Origin of the sequence: Stenotrophomonas sp. MYb57 (genome assembly GCF_002966815.1) — a bacterium.
Classification (GTDB): Bacteria; Pseudomonadota; Gammaproteobacteria; order Xanthomonadales; family Xanthomonadaceae; genus Stenotrophomonas; species Stenotrophomonas indicatrix.
On the sequence record NZ_CP023271.1, the window covers coordinates 1,260,311 to 1,284,965 of the forward strand.

The window sequence follows — 24,655 nt, forward strand, 5'->3', positions numbered from 1 at the left end:
GGGATGCCCGGCTTCAAGGAGAACGTCATGAAACATGCAACGGTGCTGGCCGCATTGATGGCCATCTGCGGCGTGGGTGGGGCGGAGGCTGCGGAGGTTTCGCTGGACGGCTACGTACGTCGCGCGGAGTTCAATGACATCCAGCTCTCGCCCACCGGCGAGTACCTGGCCATGACCTTGCCACTGGACGGCGCAACTGCCGTGGCGGTGCTGCGTACCGACACGATGGAACTGGTCGGCAATTTCCGGCCGCCACGCAACAATCACGCCGCCGAGGTCGACTGGGTGAGTGACACCCGCCTGCTCATCGGCCTGGCCGAGAAATGGGGGCCACTGGACCAGCCACGGCCGACCGGCGAACTGTATGCCATCGATGCCAATGGCAAGCGCGGTGATCTGCTGGTCGGTTACCGTGCGCGCCCGGACGAGCCCGGCTTCGTGACCGGACGGGTGGCCGAGCAGGTGGCTGCATTCCTGGCCGATCCGCTGGCTGCCGACGAGCGCAACGTGTTGATCTCGCTGTGGCCATTTGCCAACGACACCAATACGCGGTTGGAACGGATGGATGTCATCACCGGGCGCCGCGTCCTGGTCTCGCGCTCGCCGGTGCAGCGCGCAACGTTCACCACCGACAATCAAGGCGAACTGCGCTTCGCCCACGGTGCCGCCGCCGACAACGTCAACAAGCTCTACTATCGCCAGGACCGCGATCAGTGGGCCCTGGTCAACGACGAAGGCAGCAGCCATCGCATCGAACGCCCGATCGGCTTCTCCGCCGATAATCGGCTGGCCTACCTGGTGGTGGAGCAGGCCCGCGGCCCCGATACGGTGGTCAGCTGGGATCCGGTCAGCGGAGAACGGCGTACGCTGCTGCAGGACGACACCGTCGACCCCACCCGCGTGGTCTACCAGCCCGGCACGCGCGTGCCGGTGGGTATCCAGTTCGTCGGCGCCGTCACGCGCACCGCCTTTTTTGATGAGCAGTCGCCGACCGCCAGCACCCAGCGCAGGCTTGAAAAGGCGTTTCCCGGGCAGGTCGTGAGCCTGCTCACCGGTACCCGCGACAACGCGCGCCTGCTGGTGAAGGTGAGCTCTGCGACCAATCCCGGCGACTATTTCCTGTACACCACCGCCACCCGCAACGCCGCGTTCCTCACCAGCCGCCATCGCTGGTTCGATCGTGACGGCGGTGCCAGCGTTCGCCCGGTCACCCTGGCCGCACGGGACGGCCTGCCGCTGCATGGCTTCCTTACCCTACCCAGGGGCAGTGATGGCCACAACCTGCCGATGGTGGTGGTCCCGCATGGTGGCCCGATCGGCGTGTTCGATGACGGTGGTTTCGAGCGCGAGAACCAGTTGCTGGCCGACGCCGGCTACGCGGTGCTGCAGGTCAACTTCCGCGGCTCGGGCAACTACGGCCGTGCACATACCCAGGCCGCTGCCCGGCAATGGGGCCGCGCGATGCAGGACGATGTGACCGACGCCACCCGCTGGGCGATCAGCCAAGGCATCGCCGACAGCGCACGCATCTGCATCTACGGTGCCAGCTACGGTGCGTACTCGGCCATGATGGGCGCTGTGCGCGAGCCGGGGCTGTACCGCTGCGCGGCAGGCTATGTGGGGGTGTACGACCTGCCGTTGATGTTCAAACGCGGCGACATCCAGGATCGCGCCTCCGGCGTGACCTATCTGCAGGAGTGGCTGGGTGATCCGGCCACGCTGGCGGCGGTGTCGCCGGTGAATCTTGCGGCGAGCATCAAGGTGCCCGTGCTGCTGGCCGCTGGTCGCGAAGATCTGCGTGCCCCGGTGCAGCACACCGAACGCATGGAAGCGGCATTGAAACAGGCCGGCGTGCCCGTGGAAGCGCTGTATTACCCGCGCGAGGGCCATGGCCTGTACGCCGAGGCCAACCAGCGCGACTACTACAGCCGATTGCTTGCCTTCCTGTCACGCAGCCTGGGCGGTAGCACGGCTGCCGCCGCGACGTCTTCCGACAAGGACAAGGCGCCTTGAGCTGACGGCGACGGGTGCATAGGCGCCCGTCGCCCAGTACTTCAGCGGAAGCGGTAGCCGAACTGAAGGTCAGCGCGGACATCGCTTTCACCCCACTGGCGCAGGCTGGACAGCTGCGCGCCGAAGCCCAGGTTCGATGCCTGGTAGTTCAGGCCCAGCTGCAGCCTGTGGTCGACGCCGCTGCGGCGTACGCCGGGCAGGGTGAAGGTATTGCCCGATGCGCCCAGCAGGTGCGCAGAGCGCGCCTGCTCGCGCAGTGCCATCGGTCGGCTGGCTGCCACGTCGGCCTGAAGGTGCCACTGCGCGCCGAGCGAGCGCTGGAACGCGCTGCCCACTTCCAGCTGCACGCCCTGCAGGCGGCCAGCGGCCACCGCCAAGCCGAAGCCGTTGGCGTGCTGTTCGTGGAAGGCGCCTTCACGCTGGTCGAAGGCGCTGGCCTTGATGCGCGGTTGCCACTGCACCTTGCCCAGTGCAGACGTCATGTCGAGCGTGGTGGCCAGCATCGTCCTGCCGATGCGGCGCTGGCTGTGCGCGGTCTCGCGGGTCTGGCCCCAGTCGAGCTGGCGCTGACCCTGCAACTGGTGTTGCTCATGGCCAAGCTGGTGGCGCAGCTGCAGCGCTCCCCACTGCTGGGCCAGACCGATGCCGGCGAACTGCGAGTGCAGCCGATCCTGCCCGCCGCCTGCGGACAGGTCACCCGACAGTGCCGCCGTGGCCAACTGCAGGATCCGGCCGCTACGCAGTTGCAGCGCCACCTGCATCGCGCCGCCATCGCCGCGCACGCCGTGCGCGTTGGCCTTGCCGCCGCCAAAGGCCAACGCACGCGATTGCCCAGCCGGTTGGGCCGCCAACTGCGACCACAGCGCATCGGCGTTGCTGGCCACTCGCAGCGCACTGCCTACCAGACTGGCACCGGACAGCTGCTGCAGCGCGTTCTGGAAGGTGTGCTGATCGGCCACTTCCAGGCTGTGGAAAAGCGCGTGGTTGCGGTATGCGTTCTCCAGCGCCGAGGCGATCTGCTGCTGGTCATCGCCGGCCAGCTCACGGTAGTTTCGGCGCTGCATGGTCACATCCACGTTGCCCTGCGCATCGCGTTCGGCGTGCGCGTGCCAGACCACGCTGGTGCTGCGGATGTTCTGCTCGCCGCCTTCGGCGCCGCTGACCACATCGTGCAGTACGATGTGCGAGGCATCGGTGCCGCGGGTGAAGCCGGTATCCACTGCAACGTCCTGCAGCTGTCCACCGTCATGCAACATCAGCCGGCCGGTGCTGCCATCGGCGTTGGTACCGACCGTGTAACCACCGATGCCGCGGGGCGCCTGCCAGCCAAGATCATCGCCCGGGCGGTCGGCGGCGGCCGTATCAGCATCGGCATGCAGGCCACTGCGCTGGCCGTACACGTTCACCACGCCATTGTTGATCAGCCGCCCGCTGCCGCCTGCGGCGATCTGGAAGGCGAACGAATCGGCGGCATGGATGTTGATCACGCCGCCGCGCCGGTTGTTCAGCGTTGCGCTGCCATCGGACTGCATGGCCACCATGCCGCGGCCCTGGTTGTCGGTGGCCGTGCCCAGATTGATCACGCCATCGTTGACAAGGGTGGCGCCACGCGCGCCGCGCATCGCCACCGCGCCATCGCCGGTGACGGTCAATGTGCCCTGGTTGAACAAGGTGGCGTACGCGCCTTCGGCGTGCAGCAGGGCACTGTTGCGTGCCGAACTCTGGATGCTGGCGCCGTTGCGGTTGACGGCATGGCTGGCTTGGCTGTCCGCCACCAGGCGAAGCACGCTGCCATGGTCGCCGTCGAGCTGGATATAGCCGCGGTTGTCGAGCACATCGATCGCATCGCGATCGGTACCCCACGCACCGGTCACTGCATCGAACAGCGCACTGCCGGCGGCCAGGTCGCGCGCCAGGATGCGGCCTTCATTCTCCACTTCGGCACGGTCGCGCAGGGCGAAGCTGGTGCCACTGATATCGAGCACGCCATTGCGGCCGTTGTCCAGGTCCGAATCCTGTGTGAAAGACCATTGGCCCCCCTGTACGTGCAGGACACTGTTGTTGTCGATCTCGGCTTCACCTGCTGCCTGCACGCGCGCGCCGATGAAGTCGGCCCGGCTGAAGTTCTCCAGGCTTCCATCGCCGGCGAGCTCGAGAGCGCCCTCGATGCGCAGCGCGCCATGGTTGTCCAGGTCCGCATCGCCATCGATGCGCAGGGTGCTGGTGTTTCCGACGGTCAGGCTGCCGGTATTGCGCAGTTCGCCTTCGCCTACGAGGTGCAGCGTGCCTGCCAGCAACTGCAGTTGCCCCTCGTTGCGGGCGCGCCCGGCGATACGGGTGGTGACCGGCTGATGCCAGTTCACCTGGGTGCCTGCAGCCGACAGCATCTGGTTGTTGCCGAACTGGCCGCCTTCCTGGCCGGGCGGCGCCGTGCCCCCGCCACCGCTGCCACCCTCACTGCCGCCACCGCCACCGCCACTGCCACCGGCTGCCGCAGCACCCAGGCCCACGGCCGCCAGGCCGCCCCACCACCAGCCGGAAATGCCGGTGTCGGAAGTGCAATGAACCTGGTCGGTGTCCTTGCAGGTGTCGGACGTGCTGTCCGCCATGGCCGGAACCGGGGCGAGCAGACAGGTCGAGATCAGCAGGGCCAGCGGGGTGCGGGCCAGAGGGGAAGAGCGCATGTGGGGAGGAGGGGGAGTCGAGGGAGGGCGCATCCTGCCTCCCCCTTCGCCTGCCGCACATGCAATTTGTACGAAAGTGCTGTCGCTTCCGTCGTAGCAATAGTGATTGACGCTGGGTGATGACGCTATTGGTCCTATTTCACCCCATGCATCATCCGCTTCAACAGCGGCGCAGCGATGAAGGCCAGCAACGCGCAGCCCAGGCCGATCCACATCAGCAGCCAGAACAGGTGCGCATAGGCGCCGGCCGCAGCGGCCATGTCCAGCGTTTCGCCTTCAGGTACGTCGATCGCCGCCAGCTTGCCGAACAGCGCGGCCAGCGTTTCGGAGAAGGCGGTCGCCAGGAACCAGGTGCCCATCATCAGGCTCATCACCCGTGGCACCGCCAGCTGGGTGACCGCCGACAGGCCGACCGGCGACAGGCACATCTCGCCGCTGGCCAGCAGGAAGTAGGCCAGCACCAGCCACCACACGCTGGCCATCTCGCCGGTGGCACCAACGTGCTGCGCGGCGAGCGCCAGCGGTACGAACGACAACGCACCGATCACCAGCCCCCAGGCCGACTTCACCGGCTTGCCCGGCTCCCAGCCACGGCGGTCCATCCAGGTCCACAACGCGGCGAAGGCCGGCGCCAGCAGCACCAGGAACAGGCCGCCGAGGTAGGTCAGCGAACCGGCGGTCTGCGGGATCACCAGGCAGTCGCGCACCAGCAGCACCAGCATCAGCGCAACGATGGCGATGAAGAACGTGCGCGGCGCGGACGAGCCGGGGCGACGCTCGGACAGGCGCGCGCTGACCACGAAGCCCAGCGGTGCCAGCAGCAGCGAGAGGATCGACCACGGAAGCGGTGAGCCTTCGCGGATCACCAGCGCCGGCACGATGTCCTTGGTCAGCAGGCGGTCGGTGAAGGTCACCCACGAACCATACGACTGCTCGTACATCGTGAAGAACACCAGCGCCATGAAGATCAGCACCATCAGCGCGACCATCTGCTGGCGCTGCACCGGCGTGCACTGGGTGCCGGTGAACCAGGCGAACCAGACCAGCACGCCGCCCAGCACCACCAGCATCAGCATCAGTGCCAGGCTGATTTCACCGCCAAGCGCGAAGGCACCGTTGCCGGCCGCCCACATCAGCCAGGCCACCGGCAGCACGCCGATCACCGCGCACAGGTAGATCAGCCATTCGCGCGGCAGGCCCAGCACCTTCTGCTTCAAGGTCGCCGGTTGCGGCGGCTCGGCGTGGCCCTGCAGGTATTTCTGGCCCCACAGGAACATCGCCAGGCCGGCCAGCATGCCGATGCCGGCCGCACCGAAGCCGTACTTCCAACCGTAGACCTCGCCCAGGAAACCGCACACCAGCGAAGAGAACAGGGCGCCCAGGTTGATGCCGGCATAGAACAGCGAGAAGCCCGAATCGCGGCGTGGATCGTCCTGCGGGTAGAGCTTGCCGACGATGGTGGAGATGTTCGGCTTGAGGAAGCCGACGCCCATGATGATCAGCGCCAGCGACAGGTAGGTCACGGCCAATGCCGAGGTGTCGCGCACTACTTCGCCGTTGACCCGGTATGCGGCGTGGCCCTCGAAGGCCATGCCGAGGTGGCCGAGCACCAGCAGGATGCCGCCGAACAGCACCGCCCGGCGCATGCCCAGCCAGCGGTCGGCCAACATGCCGCCGAACACCGGGATGCAGTACACCAGCCCGCCGTAGGCGCCGAGCAGGTCCAGCCCGGCCTTGTCGCCGAACAGGTGGTACTTGGTGAGGTACAGCAGCAGCAGCGCCTTCATGCCGTAGAAGGAGAAGCGCTCCCACATTTCGGTGAAGAAGCAGACGTAGACGCCCTTGGGATGGCCGAGGAAGTCGTCGGAAGCGATAGCAGTGGAATTCATCGCGGAATTATAGGCGTGCGCTGCAGGCGCGCGCCGGGTAGCACCGGGCCATGCCCGGCGGTCCTGCGCAACGCCGGGCATGGCCCGGCGCTACCGTTCACAGGTACCGCAGCCAGGCCAGGTCGCGTCGGCGCGCCTTGAACCGCGCGAACGCCCGCGTCGCTGGGTAGAGCACCACCGCCAGCGCGCAGGCCACCAGCAACAGGCCGGCCACCGAGTCCAGTGCATACAGGCAACCGTGGGTCGGGCCCCAGGTCTTCAGGGCCGCCAGGTACAGCAGCTTCAGCACGTACAGGTGCAGCAGATAGAAGAACATCGGCGCTGCGCCGATATCGGCCAGCGGGCGCAGCGCACGCGCCAGCGGCGGCCACTCGTACAGCCGCAACAGCAGCAGGCCCACGCCCAGGGTCAGCAGCAGGAACTGCAGCGAGGGCGGGTACTTGGTGATGTTGAACACGCTCATCCACGTGCGCAGCGTGGTCTGCTGGTACTGCCACGGCGTGTCGCCATAGCCGTTGGCGAAGCGCAGCAGGGCGAAGGCGGCCAGTGCGCCCAGCCCGGACCACAGCAGCCGCTGCCGGCGCTGCTGCGGGTCGCTGCCGACAGCGAACCACGGCGCCATCAGGTAGCCCAGCGCGATCACCCCGATCCACGGCAGCACGGGATAGGAGGTACGCAGGCTCAACGGCCCAGCCTCGATCCAGTCGCGCTGGTGCAGAACCTTCCACAGCACGGCCAGAGCGCCGTCGCCCTGCACCCGTACGCCGTCCAGCAGGTTGTGGCCGACCACCAGCGTCACCGCCAGAACGGCCAGCAGCGGCCGCGGCAGCCACAGCAGGCCGGCCAGCGCGATCATGCTCAGGCCGATCGCCCAGATCACCTGCAGGTACACCGTTTCCGGCGGCCACTGGAAGGTCCAGGCGACGTTGACCAGGGTCAGTTCCAGCACCACCAGGAACAGGCCGCGCTTGAGCAGGAACGCCGCAATGGCACGGCGTGGATCGGCATGGCGCTGGCCGTACAGCCAGGCCGACAGGCCGGTCAGCAGCACGAACACCGGCGCGCACAGGTGGGCCAGCAGGCGGCAGGCGAACAGGGCAGGGGACACGGTCGCCGCGTCCATCGGATCGCCGACCTGATGCTGCAGGAAGAACGTCTCGCGCACGTGGTCGAGCAGCATCAGCAGCATCACGGTGCCGCGCAGCTGGTCGATGGAGGCCAGCCGGGAGGAGAGAGGGGCCACGGGCGCTCAGGTCAATGGCGTGACAGGATATAACATAACAATAAACTGTTTCCAGCACGTGCTGACCGGTGTCGGCGAGCGCGCGCGTCGGCTCAGGGCAGGCAGACCGCAGGACTCCAGCCTAGAGCGTCGTCGTAGCGGACCTGGATCGCGTGCAGGCTGCCGTCGGCGTTCGCCTTCAGGCAGAATCGGGCGCTGTAGAACTGGGTGGCGCCGGTCCTGGTGGCCGACATCGAGACGTCGTACAGGCGTCCAGGCTTCAGCGGCATGGACGTTTGCCTTGCAACGGCGTTGGCTGGTACTTCTCCGTAGAGCACGCAGGCTCCGGGTGGAAGCGGGAGTGACGCGGGATAGGCAAACTCGAAAGACCATTGCTGCCGCAGCGGTGGAGTAATCGCGTCATACACCTCCACACCAAACACCTGCGGAGTCTCACCGATACGCTTGCGCTCTTTCTTGGGAAGCCCGAAACAGGGTTTGCCAGCGTGGTCGGTGACCTCGATCGCGCCAACGCGACTCCAGGCAGATGCGTGATCGCAAAGCGGCATCAGGCAGAACAGGGTCGCGATGGCCATGACTGGCGATGTGATCGGGCGGATCCGAAGTGCATTGTTCATAGGGCGGCTCAGCGTCATGCTCCAGATCGTGAACACGATGCATGGGCAGTTGAGACACTTCAAACTGTGTCGCCTGGAGCGCTGCGGTGGCGGCTGGCCTGGCCCATGCAGGGCAAGGAAACCGCGAGACCCGCTAGCTCCCTGGAATGTGCCTGATGCGCTTGATGCGTTGGCCGAGTTTGGCCAAAAGCAACTATCCCACTGGCCGTCGCGCCGCAACCCTCCCGAACCGCACTGGACTTGCTGCCCCCTGAACGCTAGCGTGACAGGGATTTTTTGCCAGCAGGGGCTTTCATGAACCATGACGCTGCGCCCAAGCAGCTCACTTTCCGCGCGGTGGTCCTGGCCATCGTGCTGGCGGTGGTGCTGTCGGCCGCAAACGCCTACCTCGGTCTGTTCGCAGGCCTGACCATCGCCACCGCGATTCCCGCCGCGGTCATTTCCATGGGCGTGCTGCGCCTGCTGGGGGGCGGTTCGATACTTGAGAACAACATCGTGCAGACCGGCGCTTCGGCCGGTTCGTCGATCGCCGCCGGTGTGATCTTCACCATCCCCGCGCTGGTGATCATGGGCTACTGGCCGGACTTCAAGTACTGGTGGGTGCTGGGCATCGCCGGTCTCGGTGGCCTGCTGGGCGTGCTGTTCTCGGTGCCGCTGCGCCGTTCGATGATCGTCGAAGATCCGCTTCCGTTCCCGGAAGGCAAGGCTGCGGCCGAAGTGCTCAAGGCCGGTGAGAACCCGGGCCCGGGCCTGAAGATCCTCGGCCTGTCGGCGGTGATCGGTGCGTTCGTGAAGCTGGCCGCGGAAAGCGGCATGCGCCTGATCCCAGACGCCTGGGCCACCTCGGCCTATGTCGGCAGCTCCAAGGTCACCGCCTTCATCGGCACCAACCTGTCGCCCGCACTGCTGGGCGTGGGGTACATCGTCGGCCTCAACGTCGGCATCGTGGTGGTGTCCGGCTCGATCCTGACCTGGCACATCGCCATCCCGATCTACCAGGCGTTCTTCATGAACACCGATCCGGCGCTGGCCGCCTCGATCGCCACCGCCTCGTCCACCGAAGCGGCGTTCGCCATCTGGGGTGCGAAGATGCGCTACCTCGGTGTCGGCGCGATGCTGATCGGCGGAATCTGGACCCTGATCTCGCTGCGCAAGTCGCTGCTCAACGGCGTCAAGAGTGGCTTTGCGGCCGCGCGCAAGAGCGGTGGCCCGGTGCTGGCGCACACCGAGCGCGACCTGCCGATGAAGTGGATGCTGGTGGCGCTGGTGGTGTTCACCCTGCCGCTGCTGGCGCTGTACCAGGCCATCGTCGGCCAGTGGCACGTGTCGATCCCGATGACCCTCATCATGATCGTCGCCGGCTTCCTGTTCGTTTCGGTGTCGGCCTACCTGGCCGGCCTGATCGGTTCGTCCAACAACCCGGTCTCGGGCATCACCATCTCCACCATCCTGTTCGCTTCGGCGGTGCTGGTGCTGCTGCTGGGCAAGGATGGCCTGCAGCCGGTCGGTGCCTTCGGTGCGCCGCTGGGTGCGGTGGCCGCGATCATGATCGGCGCGGTGGTGTGCTGTGCCGCCGCCGTCGGTGGCGACAACCTGCAGGACCTCAAGGCCGGCTACATCGTCGGTGCCACCCCGTGGAAGCAGCAGTTGATGCTGGGCATCGGCGCGTTCTCGTGCGCGCTGATCATGGCCCCGGTGCTGAACCTGCTGGCCACCGCCTACGGCATCGGCGTCAAGTCCGAGCTGCACCCGAATGCGCTGGCCGCACCGCAGGCCAACCTGATGGCCTCGGTGGCCAAGGGCCTGTTCGGTGGCGAGCTGCCGTGGACCTTCATCGGCATCGGTGCCGTGGTCGGTGCCGCCATCATCGCGTTCGACAGCTGGCTGAAGTCGCGCAACTCGCGTTTCCGCGTGCCGGTGCTGGCCGCGGCGATCGGCATCTACCTGCCGCTGGAACTGATGGTGCCGATCTTCCTCGGTGGCCTGATCTCCTACCTGGTCGAGCGCTTCCACAAGGTGCGCGCCGATGACGAAGAGGGCCGCGACCGCGTGCACAAGCCGGGCGTGCTGTTCGCTGCCGGCCTGATCACCGGCGAGGCGCTGATGGGTATCGCCATCGCCGTGCCGATCGTGGTCAGCAGCCGTGCCGACGTGCTGGCCGTGCCGTTCCACCTGCCGGCCGCGCAGTGGATCGGCCTGGCCGTGCTGTTCCTGGTCGGCTGGCTGATCTACCGCACCGGCAAGCGCGCCGTGGCATGACGCCCACGGGGTCGGATCCCTTCCCGCAGGGAAGGGCTCTGACCCCATGCTGGCAGCGTCTGGGGTCAGAGCCGATTCCCATGGAATCGGATCCGACCCCGACCTCCGACAAACCGCGCTACGGCGCGGTTTGCTTTTTCTGGCGGCAGCTCAGCCACGGCCATGACCGATGGCCTTGGCAGGCCCGGCCGCGCAGGCCTACCATCGGTTTTTTGCCGTCCTGCGGAGACCCCGATGAAACTGCGTCATGCCCTGCTGCCACTGAGCCTGCTGGCTGCCCTGCCCAGCGTCGCCGCTGCCCGTGGCCTGGAAGTCCGCGACATGGTGGCCATGGACCGCGTCTCCGCGCCGGTATTGACCGCCGACGGCGGCACCGTGGTGTTCGCCAAGCGCAGCACCGATGCCAACCTCAAGGCCAGCACCGCACTGTTCGCGCGCAACCTGCGCACCCGCGACGCGGCACCGCCGAAGCAGATCACGCCGGCTGGCTGGAACGTCAACTCTGCATCGCTGTCGGCCGATGGCCAGACCGTGTACTTCCTCAGCGCCAGGAACGGCAGCCAGCAGCTGTACGCACAGCCGATCAGTGGCGGCGCCCCGCGCCAGCTGACCGACTTCCCGGTGGACGTGGACAGCTACCACGTGTCGCCGCAGGACGACCGCATGCTGTTCAGCGCCGGCGTGTTCCAGGCCTGTGCCTCGGACCTGGCCTGCACCGAAAAGAAGCTGAAGGACGTGGAAGGCGCCAAGGCCAGCGGCAAGGTCTTCGATTCGCTGTTCGTGCGCCACTGGGATACCTGGAACGACGGCCGCCGCAACACCCTGTTCGTCGCCCCGTTGCCGGCAGCCAAGGCCGGTGCGGTCAAGGGCGCTTCGGCGCTGAGCGCGACCATCGACGGCGACGCTCCGTCCAAGCCGTTCGGTGGCAATGACGATTTCGCCTGGTCGCCGGATGGCAGCAGCGTGGTCGCCAGCATCCGCGTGGCCGGCAAGCAGGAGCCGTGGTCGACCAACTTCGACCTGTACCGCTTCGATGCCGCCGGCAAGCAGGCGCCGGTCAACCTGACCGCGTCCAACCCGGCCTGGGATGCCGGCCCGGTGTTCAGCGCCGACGGCAAGACCCTGTTCTACCGCGCGATGAAGCGCCCAGGCTTCGAGGCGGACCGCTTCGGCCTGATGGCGATGGACCTGGCCAGCGGCAAGACGCGCGAGATCGCGCCGCAGTGGGACCGTTCGGCCGGCGGCATCGCTCTGTCTGCAGACGGCGCCAGCATCTACACCACCGCCGACGACCTTGGCGAGCACCCGCTGTTCCAGATCGACGTGGCCAGCGGCAAGGCCACCAAGCTGATCGGCGATGGCAGCGTCACCGCCGTCGACGTGGCCGGCAACAGCGTGGCCATCACCCGCAACAGCCTGAAGAGCAACGACCAGGTGCTGGTCGGCCTGCTGCCTGCCGCAGGTGAGCCGATCGGCGCGCTGCGCGCGCTGACCCCGGCCGCTGGCGAAGTGCTGAAGGATGTGAGCTTCGGCGACTACGAGCAGTTCGAGTTCAAGGGCTGGAACAACGACACCGTGCACGGCTATGTGGTCAAGCCGCACAACTACCAGGAAGGCAAGTCCTACCCGGTTGCGTTCCTGATCCATGGCGGCCCGCAGGGCAGCTTCGGCAATGGCTGGAGCTACCGCTGGAACCCGCAGACGTACGCAGGCCAGGGCTACGCTGTGGTGATGATCGACTTCCACGGCTCCACCGGTTACGGCCAGGCCTTCACCGATGCGATCAGCCAGCACTGGGGTGACCGTCCGCTGGAAGACCTGCAGAAGGGCTGGAGCGCGGCGCTGAAGAAGTACGACTTCCTCAACGGTGACAAGGCCTGCGCACTGGGTGCCAGCTACGGCGGTTTCATGGTCAACTGGATCGCCGGCAACTGGAACAGCCCGTTCAAGTGCCTGGTCAACCATGACGGTGTGTTCGACCAGCGCATGATGGGCTATGCCACCGAAGAACTGTGGTTCACCGAGTGGGAGCAGGGCGGTACCCCGTACCAGAAGGCAGCGAACTACGAGAAGTTCAACCCGGTCAACCACGTGGCTGACTGGAAGAAGCCGATCCTGGTGATCCACGGCCAGCAGGACTTCCGCATTCCGGTCGAGCAGGGCCTGGCTGCATTCACCGCGGCCCAGCGCCAGGGCATCGAGTCGAAGTTCCTGTACTTCCCGGACGAGAACCACTGGGTGCTGAAGCCGAACAACAGCATCCTCTGGCATGACACCGTCAACGCCTGGCTGAAGCAGCACATCGGCGAGTAAGCGATACCGGCGCCGCCCTTGTGGCGGCGCGCGGCTTTCCGGTAGTGCCGGCCGCTGGCCGGCAACTGCACGTTGCGACCTACCTACATGGGGTTGCCGGCCAGCGGCCGGCACTACCTGGATGCCTGCATGCCCTCGACTGCCCTGATCCAGAACGACATCGTCGTCTTCGGCCTGATCGCCGCCACCCTTGGCGCCGTGTTCTGGACCGCTTCGCGCGAGCAGGGCCTGTGGAAGCGCTTCTATACCTTCGTGCCGGCGCTGCTGCTGTGCTATCTGCTGCCGGGCATCTACAACACGTTCGGCCTGATCGACGGGCAGAACACCAAGCTGTACAACCCGGTCGCGCGTGACATCCTGCTGCCGGCGGCGCTGATCCTGCTGACCCTGGCGGTGGACATCAAGGGCATCCTGCGGCTGGGGCCGAAGCTGGTGCTGATGTACCTGGGCGCCTCGGCCAGCATCATGCTGGGTGCGGTGGTCGCGTTCCTGGTCATGCGTGCCATCCATCCGGACACCGTCGCCGGTGATACCTGGGCCGGCATGGCGGCGCTGGCCGGCAGCTGGATCGGCGGCGGTGCCAACATGCTGGCCATGCGCGAAGTGTTCGATGTCAACGCGACCACGTTCGGCCAGTTCGCGGTGGTCGATGTGGGTGTTGGCTACGTGTGGATGGCGGCGTTGATCTTCATGGCTGGGCGCGCGGCGAAGATCGATGCGCGCAGCGGTGCCGATACCTCCGCCATCGACGAGCTGAAGGAGCGCATCGCACGCTTCCAGGCCGAGCACGAGCGGATTCCCAGCCTGACCGATCTGATGCTGATCGTGGCCGTGGCCTTCGGTGGCGTCGGCCTGGCCCACGCCATCGGCGCGCCGCTGGCGGCCTGGTTCAAGGTCCACGTCAGCTGGGCATCGCAGTTCAGCCTGGATGCGCCGTTCGTGTGGGTGGTGGTGCTGTCGACTACGCTCGGCCTGGGCCTCAGCTTCACCCGTGCACGTACGCTGGAAGGCGCGGGCGCCTCGCGCCTGGGCTCGCTGCTGCTGTACTTCCTGATCGCCTGCATCGGCATGCAGATGGATCTGCTGGCGTTGCTGGATCGCCCGTGGCTGTTCCTGCTCGGCATCATCTGGATCAGCGTGCACATCGTGCTGCTGTGGTGCCTGGGCAAGCTGTTGAAGGTGCCGTTCTTCTACTTCGCCATCGGTTCGCAGTCGAACATCGGCGGCCCGGCCTCGGCACCGGTGGTGGCCGCTGCGTTCCATCCGGCGTTGGCGCCGGTAGGCGTGCTGCTGGGCACGATGGGCTATGCCACCGGCACCTATCTGGCGTATGTGGTCGGCATCACCCTGCGCGCGCTGGCCACGTGACCCACGGTAGCGCCGGGCCATGCCCGGCGAACCCCATCGCGGCGGCGGATGTGCATGCCGCCGGGCATGGCCCGGCGCTACCGATGCGTTAAGCCACCGGCAAGCCGCGTTCGAGCAGCCAAGCCTTTGCGTCTTCGGCGTCCTGTTCAAACCACGCCTTCGTCGACCCCAACCGATACGTATACCCCCACGCATCCATGTCGGCCATCAGCCGCTCACTGCCGACACCGGGCAGGTGCCCGGCCAGCACGATCTGCAGGTAGCAGGTGGCGTCTTCTTCGGGCACCGAATCGGTGGCGTCGGTATGCACCTGCGCGCGCCGCTCCGGTGGCAGCACGATCAGGTGGCAGGCTTCGTGCAGCATCGAATGCACCGGCGTGTCATCGCGTACGTAGACGTCGCTGGCGATGATGCCCGCCTCGGGCTCGCCCCAGTAACTGCCCGGGATCGGCTCGCCGGCCGCAACGTGATGCAGGCGCAGCTCATGTGCAGCGAGCAGGCGCTGGGCATCGGCGAAGGCGATGTCGCCGACGCGGGTAACGTTCGGTTCGGGCGTGGTATCAGTCATGCGGGTCAGGCAGCCCCGCCCATGCAGGCACGGGCGGGGCAGGGGGTCAGGGTTTGTCCGGGCCTTCAGGCAGCGCCACGGAGATGTCCAGCACGTCGTGCTGGCCATCCTTGACCAGGTCCACCTTCACTGCATCGACGTCGATGTTGACGTACTTCTTGATCACTTCCAGCAGCTCGCGCTGCAGCAGCGGCAGGTAGTCGGGACCGCCACGGTGGCTGCGCTCCTGCGCGATGATGATCTGCAGGCGGTTCTTGGCGGTTTCGGCGGTGGTCTTCTTCGCTTTGAGGAAATCAAACAGGCCCATGCTTACCCTCCGAACAGCTTGCTGAAGAAGCCCTTCTTCTCGACGTTGGTGAAGCGCATCGGGCGTTCTTCGCCGAGGATGCGTGCGACGGCGTCGTCATAGGCCTGGCCGGCAGCGGATTCGCCATCCAGGATGACCGGCTCGCCCTTGTTGGAGGCATTGAGCACGTCGCCCGATTCGGGGATCACGCCGATCGCCTTCAGGCCAAGGACCTCCTCGACGTCGGCGATGCTGAGCATCTCGCCGCTTTCCACGCGCACCGGGGTGTAGCGGGTCAGCAGCAGGAAGGCCGGCACGTCCTGGCCGGATTCGGCCTTGTGGGTCTTCGAATCGAGCAGGCCGATGATGCGGTCCGAGTCGCGTACCGAGGACACTTCCGGGTTCACCACCACCACGGCGCGGTCGGCGAAGTACATCGCCAGGAAGGCGCCCTTCTCGATGCCGGCCGGGGAGTCGCAGATGATGTAGTCGAAGCCGTCGGCAGCCAGGTCCTTCAGGACCTTGCCCACGCCTTCCTGGGTCAGTGCATCCTTGTCGCGGGTCTGCGAGGCAGCCAGCACGAACAGGTTGTCGAAGCGCTTGTCCTTGATCAGGGCCTGCTTGAGGGTGGCTTCGCCGTGCACGACATTCACGAAGTCGTACACCACGCGGCGTTCGCAGCCCATGATCAGGTCGAGGTTGCGCAGGCCGACGTCGAAGTCGATCACCGCCACCTTCTTGCCACGCCTTGCCAGGCCGCAGGCCAGGCTTGCGCTGGAAGTGGTCTTGCCGACGCCGCCCTTGCCGGAGGTGACTACGATGATTTCAGCCAAAGGACTTCTCCTGATGATTCTGTTTGAGGTGCTGCATCAGTCCAGCGCAGCGATCTTGATCTGGTCCTGTTCCAGCCACACCTGCACGGCCTTGCCGCGCAGGGTTTCCGGTACATCGTCCAGTACCTTGTAGTGGCCTGCAATGGCGACCAGTTCCGCATGGAAATCACGGCAGAAAATGCGTGCCGCGGTGTTGCCCTGGGCCCCTGCCAGCGCACGGCCGCGCAGGGTTCCGTAGATATGGATGCTGCCATCGGCGATGACCTCGGCGCCGGCGCCGACGGTGGCCATCACGGTCAGGTCGCAGTTTTCCGCATACAGCTGCTGCCCCGAACGCACGTTGCCCAGCTGCATGCGGCCCGGCTGTGGCGCGGCGGCATCGGCAGCCTTGCCCATCGGCGTGGCCGGAGCCGGAGCCGGCGCGGCTTTCGCTTCGGCGCGTGCGGCACGGCGCGGTTCCGGTGCGGGTGCCGGCGGCGGGGCAGGTTCTGCCTCGGCGCGCTCGTACTGGGCGCGGAACTTGGCCAGCAGCGGCAGGCCGAGCTGCTGCGAGAGCAGGTCGACCGCACTGGTGCCATAGGCCAATGCCACCGGCAGTACGCCGGCACCGCGCAGGCCATCGACCAGCGCCTGCGCCGTTGCCACGTCGGGCACCTGGCTGAGGCCGCCGAAGTCCAGGATCACCGCTGCACGGCCGAACAGCTTCGGCGCACGGCTCACCCGTTCCTGCATTTCCTGCACGAGGCGTTCAACATCAAGGGTGCGGATGCGCAGGTTGGCGATGCCCACCTGGCCGATCTTCAGTTCACCGGCCTGTTCGTAATCGAAATTCACTGCCACGCTCAGGTCCCCGTCGACCGCTGTGCCTGCGCCGGCAGCTGCCGGTCGCGCGCCCATGCAACATCAGGCAGCTTGCCGCCATAGGTTTCATTCACCCACGGGAAGCTGCACAGTTCCTTGGCCAGCATGCTGGCGCGCACGTCCACCTGCGGCATGGTGTTCTGGCCCAGCTCGCGGAAGCCGAAGCTGCCGTGGAACAGCAGGGCGGCATCGGCGCCGTGGTCCAGGAACACTTCACAGGTCATCTGCGGGTAGCGCAGCTCGGCGAAGCTCTGGGCGTCGGCATAGAACGCACGGCCGACGCCACCACCGCGACGGCGGCTGGCGACCACGATGCGGTCGATATAGAAGAAGGGGGTGTCCAGGTGCTGCTTGAACCAGGCGAAATTGCTGCTGTCGTGCTGGCTGTCGCTGCCGAAGCCGATCAGGAAGCCGGCCAGGTTGCCGTCGCGCTCGGCGACGCGGAAATATTCAGCGGTTGCATAGAACAGGCGCAGGCGCTCGGCATCCAGGGGAAGGATGGCCAGGCCAGCATTGTTGTTCAAAGCCAGGACGGAATCGAGCTCGTGCTCGCGCACGTCGCGGATGACAATCGACATTGTGACTCCGTGGGGTAACGCGGTTGGTCCCATGTACGGACCCTGCGCATGATTATTGCATGCCCGGGGTGGGCTGCGGCATGAACAGGGGACCGCACCGAACATGACTTTATGCCCTTGGGCCCTGACGCGCACAGGCTACGATGGGCCATGCTGGCCCGACTCAACCACAATGCGATGCTGCGCTACTCCGGGTTGTTCACCTGGGGCACCGTCGGCCTTTGGCTTGCGATCTACCTGATCGATCCGGTGTCGCTGACACTGGAAAGCCTGGACGGCGAGGCCGGCTTCCGGATCATTCCCTGGGCCTCGGCCTACCTGGCCTTCGGCTTCGTGTACTGGGTGCTGACGCGCTCGCTGGGCGAAAGCCGGCCCGGCTTCTTCGACCATGCCGCGCTGATCCTGCTGACGGCCTGCGCGATCGGCGTGAGCTATTTCTCCGGCACCGCACTGGGCAGCATCCTGCTGATGGTGGTGGCCGGCCTGCTGCCCTGGCTGCTGGGCCCGCGCATCGGGGTGGTGTGGCTGGTGGCCAGCAACCTGGCCGTGCTGCCGGTCTACATCCAGCCGCTGGGCTTCCCGCCGGTCATCGCCGTGCTGCAGGCCGTCGGCTACATGGGTTTTTCCAGCTTCGTGTTCGTGATCGCGCTGGTGGCCCGCCGCCAGGCCGAGGCGCGTGAGGAGCAGCGCCGCCTGAACGCCGAGCTGCGCGCCACGCGTGCGCTGCTGGCCGAAAGCGCGCGGGTGAACGAGCGCACCCGCATTTCGCGCGAACTGCATGATCTGCTGGGCCACCAGCTGACCGCGTTGACCCTGAATCTGGAAGTGGCCGGCCACCTCGCCGAAGGGCAGGCGCTGGAGCACGTGAAGCGCTCACATGCCCTGGCCAAGCTGCTGCTGGGCAACGTGCGCGAGGTGGTCAGCCAGCTGCGCGAGACCGGCGCCATCGACCTGGCCGCTGCGCTGCGTCCGCTGACCGAGCACGTGCCGTCGCTGGACATCCAGCTGGAGATCGAGGAGCCGCTGAACGTGGAAGACCCGCAGCGGGCCCACGTGCTGCTGCGCTGCACCCAGGAGATCATCACCAACACGGTGCGCCATGCCGGCGCCCGCCACCTGTGGCTGCGGGTGTACCGTGAGGTCCCGGACCAGGTCGTGGTGGAAGCCCGCGACGACGGCGTCGGGGCGGAAACGGTCAATGTGGGCAATGGTTTGCGCGGCATGCGCGAACGCCTGCAACAATGTGGAGGCCAGCTGCAGGTGGAGACCCGCCCCGGCGAAGGCTTCCGGCTGCGGGCGACGGTACCGGCAACGGTGCTGGCGGCCCTTACCCAGGTTCCTGAAGGAGTGCGTTGATGATTCGCGTCTGCCTGGTCGACGACCAAACCCTGGTGCGGCAGGGGATCCGCTCGCTGCTGGCGCTCGACGACGGCATCGAAGTGGTGGCCGAGGCCGCCGATGGCCGCCAGGCGGTCGAGCTGATCCCGCAGATCCGTCCGGACGTGGTCCTGATGGACATGCGCATGCCGGTGATGTCCGGGCTGGAGGCGCTGCAGGTGCTGTCACGGCAGGAACAGCTGCCGCCGACCATCATCCTGACCACCTTCGACGATGACCAGCTGGTGCTGGCCGGGCTCAAGGCCGGTGCCAAGGGCTACCTGCTCAAGGACGTGACCCTGGCGCAGCTGGTCGGGGCGATCCGCACGGTGGCCGATGGCGGTTCACTGGTGCAGCCGGCGGTGACCCAGCGGCTGCTGTCCGGGCTGGAGCACATGCGCAACGACTTCGTCAGCCTGGACCGGCCCGACCCGCTGACCGACCGTGAGACCGAGATCCTGCGGCTGATGGCCAGCGGTTTCTCCAACAAGGAGATCGCCAATTCGCTGGGGGTCGCCGAGGGCACGATCAAGAACCATGTGTCCAACATCCTTTCCAAACTGGGCGTACGTGACCGTACGCGTGCAGTCCTGAAAGCGTTTGAACTCCAGTTGGTGTGAGGAAAATCCTTTAGCGACAAAGACTTGGCACGCAGTCTGGGCCCGGATTCAGGGTTGCCCCCCACTTGCCCCCTACATGCCGGGTACGCGGATGCGTTACCCTTCGAATTCTTTGTGCATACAAATGCGCAGCCGGCACGGAAACCGGTGCGCCAATCCCGATAACCAATGCCCGCGAAGCCTGCTAGGATTGGCGCTTCGCTTCAATCAACCCGGCCGTGGGATCGGCCCCGGAGACTCTCTGAATGACCCGTATTATCGAGTTCCTGATCGCCTTGGGGATCGTGGCTGGCCTGTTCGTCATCATTGGCGTCTGTCTGCCGGGCGAGCGTCACATCACCGAAAGCATCGAGACCAACCGCAAGATGACGATCGTGTACGACACGGTCAGCAGTCTGCGCCGCTTCAAGGACTGGAACCCGCTGGTACTGCGCGATCCCGCCGTTGAACTGAAGCTGTCCGGCCCGGCCTCCGGCGTCGGTGCCACTCTCGACTACACCTCCAAGGACCTGGGCACCGGTTCCTGGAAGGTGACCGAAGCCGAAGAGAACAAGCGTGTTGTTATCGCCATCGACGACGCCTCCAAGGGTCACGACAAGGTCAGCACCTTCACCCTGGAGCCGACCGGCAAGGGCGGTCGCAACGTCAAGATCACCCAGGACTACTCGGTGAAGTATGGCTTTGACCTGTTCGGTCGCTACGCAGGCCTGTATGTCAGCCGCCAGATCGGCGATGACATCAAGATGGGTCTGTCGCGCCTGGCGAACATGCTGGCCACCGTGCCGAATGTCGACTACCGCACTTCCGAAGCCCCGCTGACCGATCTGGGCATCGTCGATGTCCCGGCCGAAGACCTGCTGGTCGTCACCGCCGGTAATGTCGACCGTGGCCAGGATTCCATCACCAAGTCCATCAAGGACAACCAGGAGTGGATCAAGCGCGTGATCGAGGCCAATGGCCTGGAAGCCGCCGGTCCGCTGCGTATCATCACCACCGATTTCGGTGCTGAGAAGTACGCCTTCGACATCGCCCAGCCGGTGAAGAAGAAGGGTGCTGAAGGCGTGCCGGCCGAACAGCTGACCGTCAAGATCGACGGTGGCGCTCCGGTCAAGTACGTCCGCGTTGCTCCGCACCGTTCGGCGCATGCGGCCTACACCGGTCACATGGCAGGCCTGGACGTTGCCCGCAGCGCCCTGCGCGCCTGGGCCGTGACCTCGGGCAACGAAGTCATCGACCGTCCGTACGAAACCTGGAAGGACGGCGTGGACAAGTCGTTCACCCCGGAAGCGACGTACGACATCTACTGGGCCGTCAAGTAAGCCTCGGCTGACCCATGTAGTGCTGGACACGAAAACGCGCCGCTTCCTGCGGCGCGTTTTTTTTTCATCCCGAGCCCGGTGTCGGGCATTGCGCAAGGAGCTGTCATGTTCAATTCCGAACGACGCGCGCGTAAACCGTCGTTGCTGGCCTGCCTGGGGGCGCTGCTGGCAGCGGCCTCGATCGGTCTCTCGGCCTATGCCGCGCATGGCGTGTCCGATCCGCTGGCGCAGCAGCACCTGAACATGGCGGCGTTGTACGCCTTTGCCCACGGAGCGGTACTGGCCGCCCTCGGCCCGCGCGCGCAGGGCGCGATCGCGCATCTGGCGTTGTACGTGTTGCTGCTGGGCGTGCTGCTGTTCTCCGGCAGCCTGGTGGGCGGTGCGCTGTGGCAGTGGCCGACCCGGCTGGCGCCGGTAGGTGGCACCACGCTGATGGCCGGGTGGGTACTGCTGGCGATCAACGCGCTGCGGCGCTAGCCGCAACGCCCAAGCACTGGTAGCGCCGGGCCACGCCCGGCGTCGAGCGCAGCGACCCGCGTCTGCCTTTGCTTTTTTGTTTGTTCAATTCCGTGGCGGACGCACGCGGAAACTGTCCGTGGCCGGGAGGATGGGCGGCGCAGGGACGTAAGCGCCATGGATGGCGCGCCCGAGCTTACATGGACGTACTTGCAGCGGCCCCTGCGCCGCCACCCTCCCGGCCAGCCCGAGGACCGCAGTCGAGCAGCTGCCACGAGGGGCTCAGCCGTTGGCCGGTTTCCAGCACCAGTGCCACGGTTCGTAGACGATCCCATGCGGGTTGTCGCGCGGATAGCTCAGATGGAACCCGTGCGCCGCGGCATTGGCCTGCAGCCACGCAAACGCAGCCGTCGCCTCGAAGGTCTCCTCTGCCGGCGCATCCCCCGGTGTGCCGATGTCCAGCGCGTGACCACTGTGGTGTTCGCTGAAACCAGGGGCGGCATTGACCTTCAGGATCTGCGGCACGCTCTGCCCGCGCGCCAGCTTGCGTTCGAAAATGCCGAGCTGATACGCATGGCTGCGGAAGCCGGAGATCGCGTCCAGTGCAATTCCATCCCGGGCGGCATGCAGGCGCATCCGTCGCCAGCCCTGCGCGGCACCGCGGCGCAGCCACAACGGGCGGGCAAAGCGATCACGTCCGGCCCAGTGCAGCACGCACGGCTCGGCTTCCAGTGCCAGCCCGCTGTCGTGCGCATAGCGCTGTGCATCCAGGCCCAGCTGCTGCAGGCGCTGCTGCAGGCCAACCAGCGGCAGCCACTGGTCTTCCATTGCAGCGCCGAACGGTCGTGACCGTGCGCCATCCAGCAGGGCCAGCGCGTCCTCCACGCCGGGCTCGCGTGGCAGGCGCGGCACCAGCGAGTGCACACCGTGCGCCAGTACTGCCGCCAGGTAGCGGCCATCGCGCTTGCGCCGCAGTACCCATTGCGCGCGGGCCAGCAGGCGGGCGTCGAGATTGCTGCGCGCGCGCAGCAGCGGCGCAGGCCACAGTTCGACGGTCTCGGTATTGATCAACAGCGGAGTGGTGCGGTGCATCGATCCAGCTTACTGCCGTGGCGCCGTGGCGGCCACCTTGCGCAGCGCCTCGAGCAGGGCCTGCGGGCGCTCCAGGCTGAGCAGCAGGGTGCTGCCGCCGCGCACCGGAATCACCAGCGTGCGTGCGCGGTCGGTGACCAGGGCAAAGCCCTTGCCGCCGCCCTGCAGGCGGAAGTGCCCGGAGTAGAAGCCGGGCATGCTGTAGCCGTTGGTCTTGAAACGGATGCCATAGCGGCGATCACGGCTCAGGTCGACCACCTCGGCCTGGTCCAGCAGCAGGTCGGCCACCGGCGTGCGGCGACGGTACAAGGTTGAACGCACGTCCAGCACGTTGCCTGCCAGCTCCACCCGGCGACGGAAGAACGCCCAGCCCAGGCCGATGCCCATCAGCACGATCACCGCCAGGCTCCATGCCGCGCTGCCGCCCATCAGGAAGAACGGCGGCGACAGGGTGACCTCCATCCAGGGAGCCTCGCTGCGATTGTCGTGCAGCTGTGCCCACATGCCCACGCCCAGTACCGCCAGCAGTGGCAGCAGCACCCACAGCACCCGCAGCGAAGAACTCTCGGCAACCTCGAAGGGGCGTGCATCACTGCCGCTCATCGCTGCGCCTCCACCCAACGCGCAACGTCATCGATCAGCTGCCCATCGACGTGGCCCGGCTGTGCGTATTCCTTCAATGAACTGGGGCCGCTGCCGGCGATGCCGATGTGGTTGAGGGCAGGGTAGGCCTTCCATTGCACGTCCCGGCGATCGGCCAGGGTTTTTTTCCACAGTGCCCAATCCGTTTCCGGTACCTGGAAGTCGCGGCCCCCGTGCAGCATCAGCAGTGGTTTATTCAGCGCAACCGCGTCGCCGCGTGCGTTCACCGCTTCGATGCTTTTCCAGAACGTCTGCGGCACGCCCAGTGGCAGTTCGCTGGCTGGCACAAGAGTTTCGCTGCGGGCCGCGGCGATCTGCGCGTCGAGCTTGTCCAGGAACGCTTGTTCCGGGGCGCTGATCGAGCCGTCCAGCGACAGCAGGTAGCGGTTCTGCTCCGGCAGCAGTTCAAGCAATGTGCGCGCCGGCGCGGCCCACAGGATCGCGCCGCGCGCCTGTGGCCAGCGGCTGGCGATGCGCGGGGCGAGCATGCCGCCCTGGCTGTGGCCGAGCACGAAGATCCGCTTGCCGTCGATGCGTGGGTCCGCCGCCAACGCGCTCAACGCGGCGATGGCATCGTCGGTGGTCTCGTCATCAACGTTGAAGCTGCCGCTCTGGAAGTCCTGGGGGCGGGCATGGGTGCGCTTGTCGTAGCGCAGCACGGCGATGCCCTGGGCGGCCAAGCCGCGGGCGATGTCCAGGAACGGACGGTTGCCACCGATGGTTTCGTCGCGATCCTGTGGGCCGGAGCCGTGCACCAGCACTACGGCCGGGAACGGTCCTTTGCCCTTGGGCAGGGACAAGGTGCCGGGCAGCGCACCGCGTGCCTGTGGCACGCTGAAATCGGCTTCGCTGTAGTTCGCGTCGGCCGGCGGTGGCGCTGCCTTGGCGGCCGGGGCCGGGCGCAGCAGCAGGCCAGCCACTTGGTCCTGCCCGTTCACCGCCACCTGCGCGATCACCGCGCCACTGGCGAACTGCAACGGTACTTCCACCAGGTGCACGCCCTGCTGCTCACTGCTGTGCGCCGGGCCGCGCTGCTTCAGCTCACCCAGCGACTGCCACAGGCCCTGCAGCTTGTCGGCAGGCACAGCCGCGGCCATCTGCGGTGTCAGCATGGCCTCGGCATCGGCGGTGCGCCCTGCCTGCAGGTGATCGAGCAGGCGTGCTGCGACCTGCTGCGGTTCGCCAGCGGATGCACTGGCGGACAACAGGGCAAGGGAAACAGCAAGCAACGAGCGGCGTGCGCTCATGGTTACAGCTCCTTCTTGAAGACCAGCAGGGCCGGGCGCATTGGCGCCGGGACGATGATGTTGACCAGTTCCCAGCCCAGCTGGCCCTGGCGGCTCAGTTCGGCCTGGATGTCATCGGCCTTCTGCAGGCCCATCATGGATGTCTTGACCTCGACGGTCAGGTAGCTCCAGCGCTTGCTCATTCCTTGTCCTCCGGCGATGGCTTGGGTTTCGGCAGGCGGCCTGCCTTGCGCAGTGCGTCGCGCAGCACGTATTCGATCTGCGCGTTGAGGCTGCGCAGTTCATCGTCCGCCCAGCGCTGTGCGGCCGCCAGGACCTCGGCGTTGATGCGCAGCGGATAGGCTTTTTTCTCGCTCATGCAGACTCCTGGCGGGGCGGTGGGGCGCCCCG

General features: G+C 66.6%; 22 protein-coding genes. 8 read left to right on the top strand and 14 right to left on the bottom strand.

What is annotated here, in order from left to right; genetic code table 11:
* Positions 1-27 precede the first annotated feature (27 nt).
* Positions 28-2,013: a prolyl oligopeptidase family serine peptidase gene (locus CLM74_RS05825; RefSeq protein WP_105164943.1), complete on the top strand. Its 1,986-nt coding sequence runs from the start codon at positions 28-30 to the stop codon at positions 2,011-2,013.
* Between the two features lie 41 nt (positions 2,014-2,054).
* Here the strand turns inward: CLM74_RS05825 and CLM74_RS05830 are convergent, their stop codons facing one another.
* The 4 genes from CLM74_RS05830 to CLM74_RS05845 form a co-directional block, all read right to left on the bottom strand.
* On the bottom strand, positions 2,055-4,697 hold the full coding sequence (locus CLM74_RS05830; RefSeq protein WP_105163628.1) for a hypothetical protein: 2,643 nt from the start codon (positions 4,695-4,697) through the stop codon (positions 2,055-2,057).
* A gap of 134 nt (positions 4,698-4,831) precedes the next feature.
* The gene (locus CLM74_RS05835; protein ID WP_033830614.1) at positions 4,832-6,586 is read right to left on the bottom strand and encodes an oligopeptide:H+ symporter; all 1,755 of its coding nucleotides are present in this window, start codon (positions 6,584-6,586) and stop codon (positions 4,832-4,834) included.
* A gap of 97 nt (positions 6,587-6,683) precedes the next feature.
* On the bottom strand, positions 6,684-7,829 hold the full coding sequence (locus tag CLM74_RS05840) for a heparan-alpha-glucosaminide N-acetyltransferase domain-containing protein (RefSeq protein WP_105163629.1): 1,146 nt from the start codon (positions 7,827-7,829) through the stop codon (positions 6,684-6,686).
* Between the two features lie 92 nt (positions 7,830-7,921).
* Complete coding sequence (locus CLM74_RS05845) at positions 7,922-8,464, bottom strand: hypothetical protein (protein WP_234003425.1); 543 nt, start codon at positions 8,462-8,464, stop codon at positions 7,922-7,924.
* 276 nt (positions 8,465-8,740) lie between these two features.
* Between CLM74_RS05845 and CLM74_RS05850 the strand changes: the two genes are divergently transcribed.
* From CLM74_RS05850 to CLM74_RS05860, 3 genes are all read left to right on the top strand, one after another.
* Positions 8,741-10,705 (top strand): oligopeptide transporter, OPT family, encoded by a 1,965-nt coding sequence (locus tag CLM74_RS05850; protein ID WP_025873881.1) that lies wholly within the window; start codon positions 8,741-8,743, stop codon positions 10,703-10,705.
* Between the two features lie 234 nt (positions 10,706-10,939).
* Positions 10,940-13,018 (top strand): S9 family peptidase, encoded by a 2,079-nt coding sequence (locus CLM74_RS05855; RefSeq protein WP_105163630.1) that lies wholly within the window; start codon positions 10,940-10,942, stop codon positions 13,016-13,018.
* Between the two features lie 129 nt (positions 13,019-13,147).
* The gene (locus tag CLM74_RS05860) at positions 13,148-14,386 is read left to right on the top strand and encodes a DUF819 family protein (RefSeq protein ID WP_025873879.1); all 1,239 of its coding nucleotides are present in this window, start codon (positions 13,148-13,150) and stop codon (positions 14,384-14,386) included.
* Between the two features lie 88 nt (positions 14,387-14,474).
* Here the strand turns inward: CLM74_RS05860 and CLM74_RS05865 are convergent, their stop codons facing one another.
* Genes CLM74_RS05865 through CLM74_RS05885 form a run of 5 tightly spaced genes read right to left on the bottom strand, consistent with a single transcriptional unit; the run spans position 14,475 to position 17,512 of the window.
* A complete protein-coding gene (locus tag CLM74_RS05865; protein ID WP_105163631.1) occupies positions 14,475-14,954 on the bottom strand; it encodes a hypothetical protein in 480 nt (159 codons plus the stop codon).
* 46 nt (positions 14,955-15,000) lie between these two features.
* Positions 15,001-15,261, bottom strand: a complete 261-nt coding sequence (gene minE, locus CLM74_RS05870) for a cell division topological specificity factor MinE (protein WP_005408532.1) — start codon at positions 15,259-15,261, stop codon at positions 15,001-15,003.
* 2 nt (positions 15,262-15,263) lie between these two features.
* Positions 15,264-16,073 (bottom strand): septum site-determining protein MinD, encoded by an 810-nt coding sequence (minD, locus tag CLM74_RS05875; RefSeq protein WP_025873877.1) that lies wholly within the window; start codon positions 16,071-16,073, stop codon positions 15,264-15,266.
* 36 nt (positions 16,074-16,109) lie between these two features.
* Positions 16,110-16,970, bottom strand: coding sequence for a septum site-determining protein MinC (minC, locus tag CLM74_RS05880; RefSeq protein ID WP_059063452.1), 861 nt, complete (start codon positions 16,968-16,970; stop codon positions 16,110-16,112).
* A complete protein-coding gene (locus CLM74_RS05885; protein ID WP_025873875.1) occupies positions 16,916-17,512 on the bottom strand; it encodes a GNAT family N-acetyltransferase in 597 nt (198 codons plus the stop codon). The genes minC and CLM74_RS05885 overlap by 55 nt, the downstream gene beginning before the upstream one ends.
* Before the next feature lie 150 nt (positions 17,513-17,662).
* Between CLM74_RS05885 and CLM74_RS05890 the strand changes: the two genes are divergently transcribed.
* From CLM74_RS05890 to CLM74_RS05905, 4 genes are all read left to right on the top strand, one after another.
* On the top strand, positions 17,663-18,868 hold the full coding sequence (locus CLM74_RS05890; protein WP_025873874.1) for a sensor histidine kinase: 1,206 nt from the start codon (positions 17,663-17,665) through the stop codon (positions 18,866-18,868).
* A complete protein-coding gene (locus CLM74_RS05895) occupies positions 18,868-19,509 on the top strand; it encodes a response regulator transcription factor (protein ID WP_025873873.1) in 642 nt (213 codons plus the stop codon). The genes CLM74_RS05890 and CLM74_RS05895 overlap by 1 nt, the downstream gene beginning before the upstream one ends.
* Positions 19,510-19,754: 245 nt before the next feature.
* Complete coding sequence (locus CLM74_RS05900) at positions 19,755-20,828, top strand: SRPBCC family protein (protein WP_032975952.1); 1,074 nt, start codon at positions 19,755-19,757, stop codon at positions 20,826-20,828.
* 105 nt (positions 20,829-20,933) lie between these two features.
* Positions 20,934-21,305, top strand: a complete 372-nt coding sequence (locus tag CLM74_RS05905; RefSeq protein WP_025873872.1) for a DUF423 domain-containing protein — start codon at positions 20,934-20,936, stop codon at positions 21,303-21,305.
* 261 nt (positions 21,306-21,566) lie between these two features.
* On the opposite strand, the gene CLM74_RS05910 is transcribed toward CLM74_RS05905, so the two are convergent.
* Genes CLM74_RS05910 through CLM74_RS05925 form a run of 5 tightly spaced genes read right to left on the bottom strand, consistent with a single transcriptional unit; the run spans position 21,567 to position 24,623 of the window.
* A complete protein-coding gene (locus CLM74_RS05910) occupies positions 21,567-22,376 on the bottom strand; it encodes a M15 family metallopeptidase (RefSeq protein WP_199776078.1) in 810 nt (269 codons plus the stop codon).
* A 9-nt stretch (positions 22,377-22,385) separates the two neighbouring features.
* Positions 22,386-22,979 carry a PH domain-containing protein gene (locus CLM74_RS21635; RefSeq protein ID WP_025873869.1) on the bottom strand — a complete coding sequence of 198 codons (594 nt, stop codon included), beginning with the start codon at positions 22,977-22,979 and terminating at the stop codon, positions 22,386-22,388.
* Complete coding sequence (locus CLM74_RS05915) at positions 22,976-24,265, bottom strand: alpha/beta fold hydrolase (RefSeq protein ID WP_105163632.1); 1,290 nt, start codon at positions 24,263-24,265, stop codon at positions 22,976-22,978. Before CLM74_RS05915 ends, CLM74_RS21635 begins: the two co-directional genes overlap by 4 nt.
* A gap of 2 nt (positions 24,266-24,267) precedes the next feature.
* Complete coding sequence (locus CLM74_RS05920; RefSeq protein ID WP_025873867.1) at positions 24,268-24,447, bottom strand: DUF4177 domain-containing protein; 180 nt, start codon at positions 24,445-24,447, stop codon at positions 24,268-24,270.
* The gene (locus tag CLM74_RS05925) at positions 24,444-24,623 is read right to left on the bottom strand and encodes a hypothetical protein (RefSeq protein ID WP_005412615.1); all 180 of its coding nucleotides are present in this window, start codon (positions 24,621-24,623) and stop codon (positions 24,444-24,446) included. The genes CLM74_RS05920 and CLM74_RS05925 overlap by 4 nt, the downstream gene beginning before the upstream one ends.
* Positions 24,624-24,655: the final 32 nt, after the last annotated feature.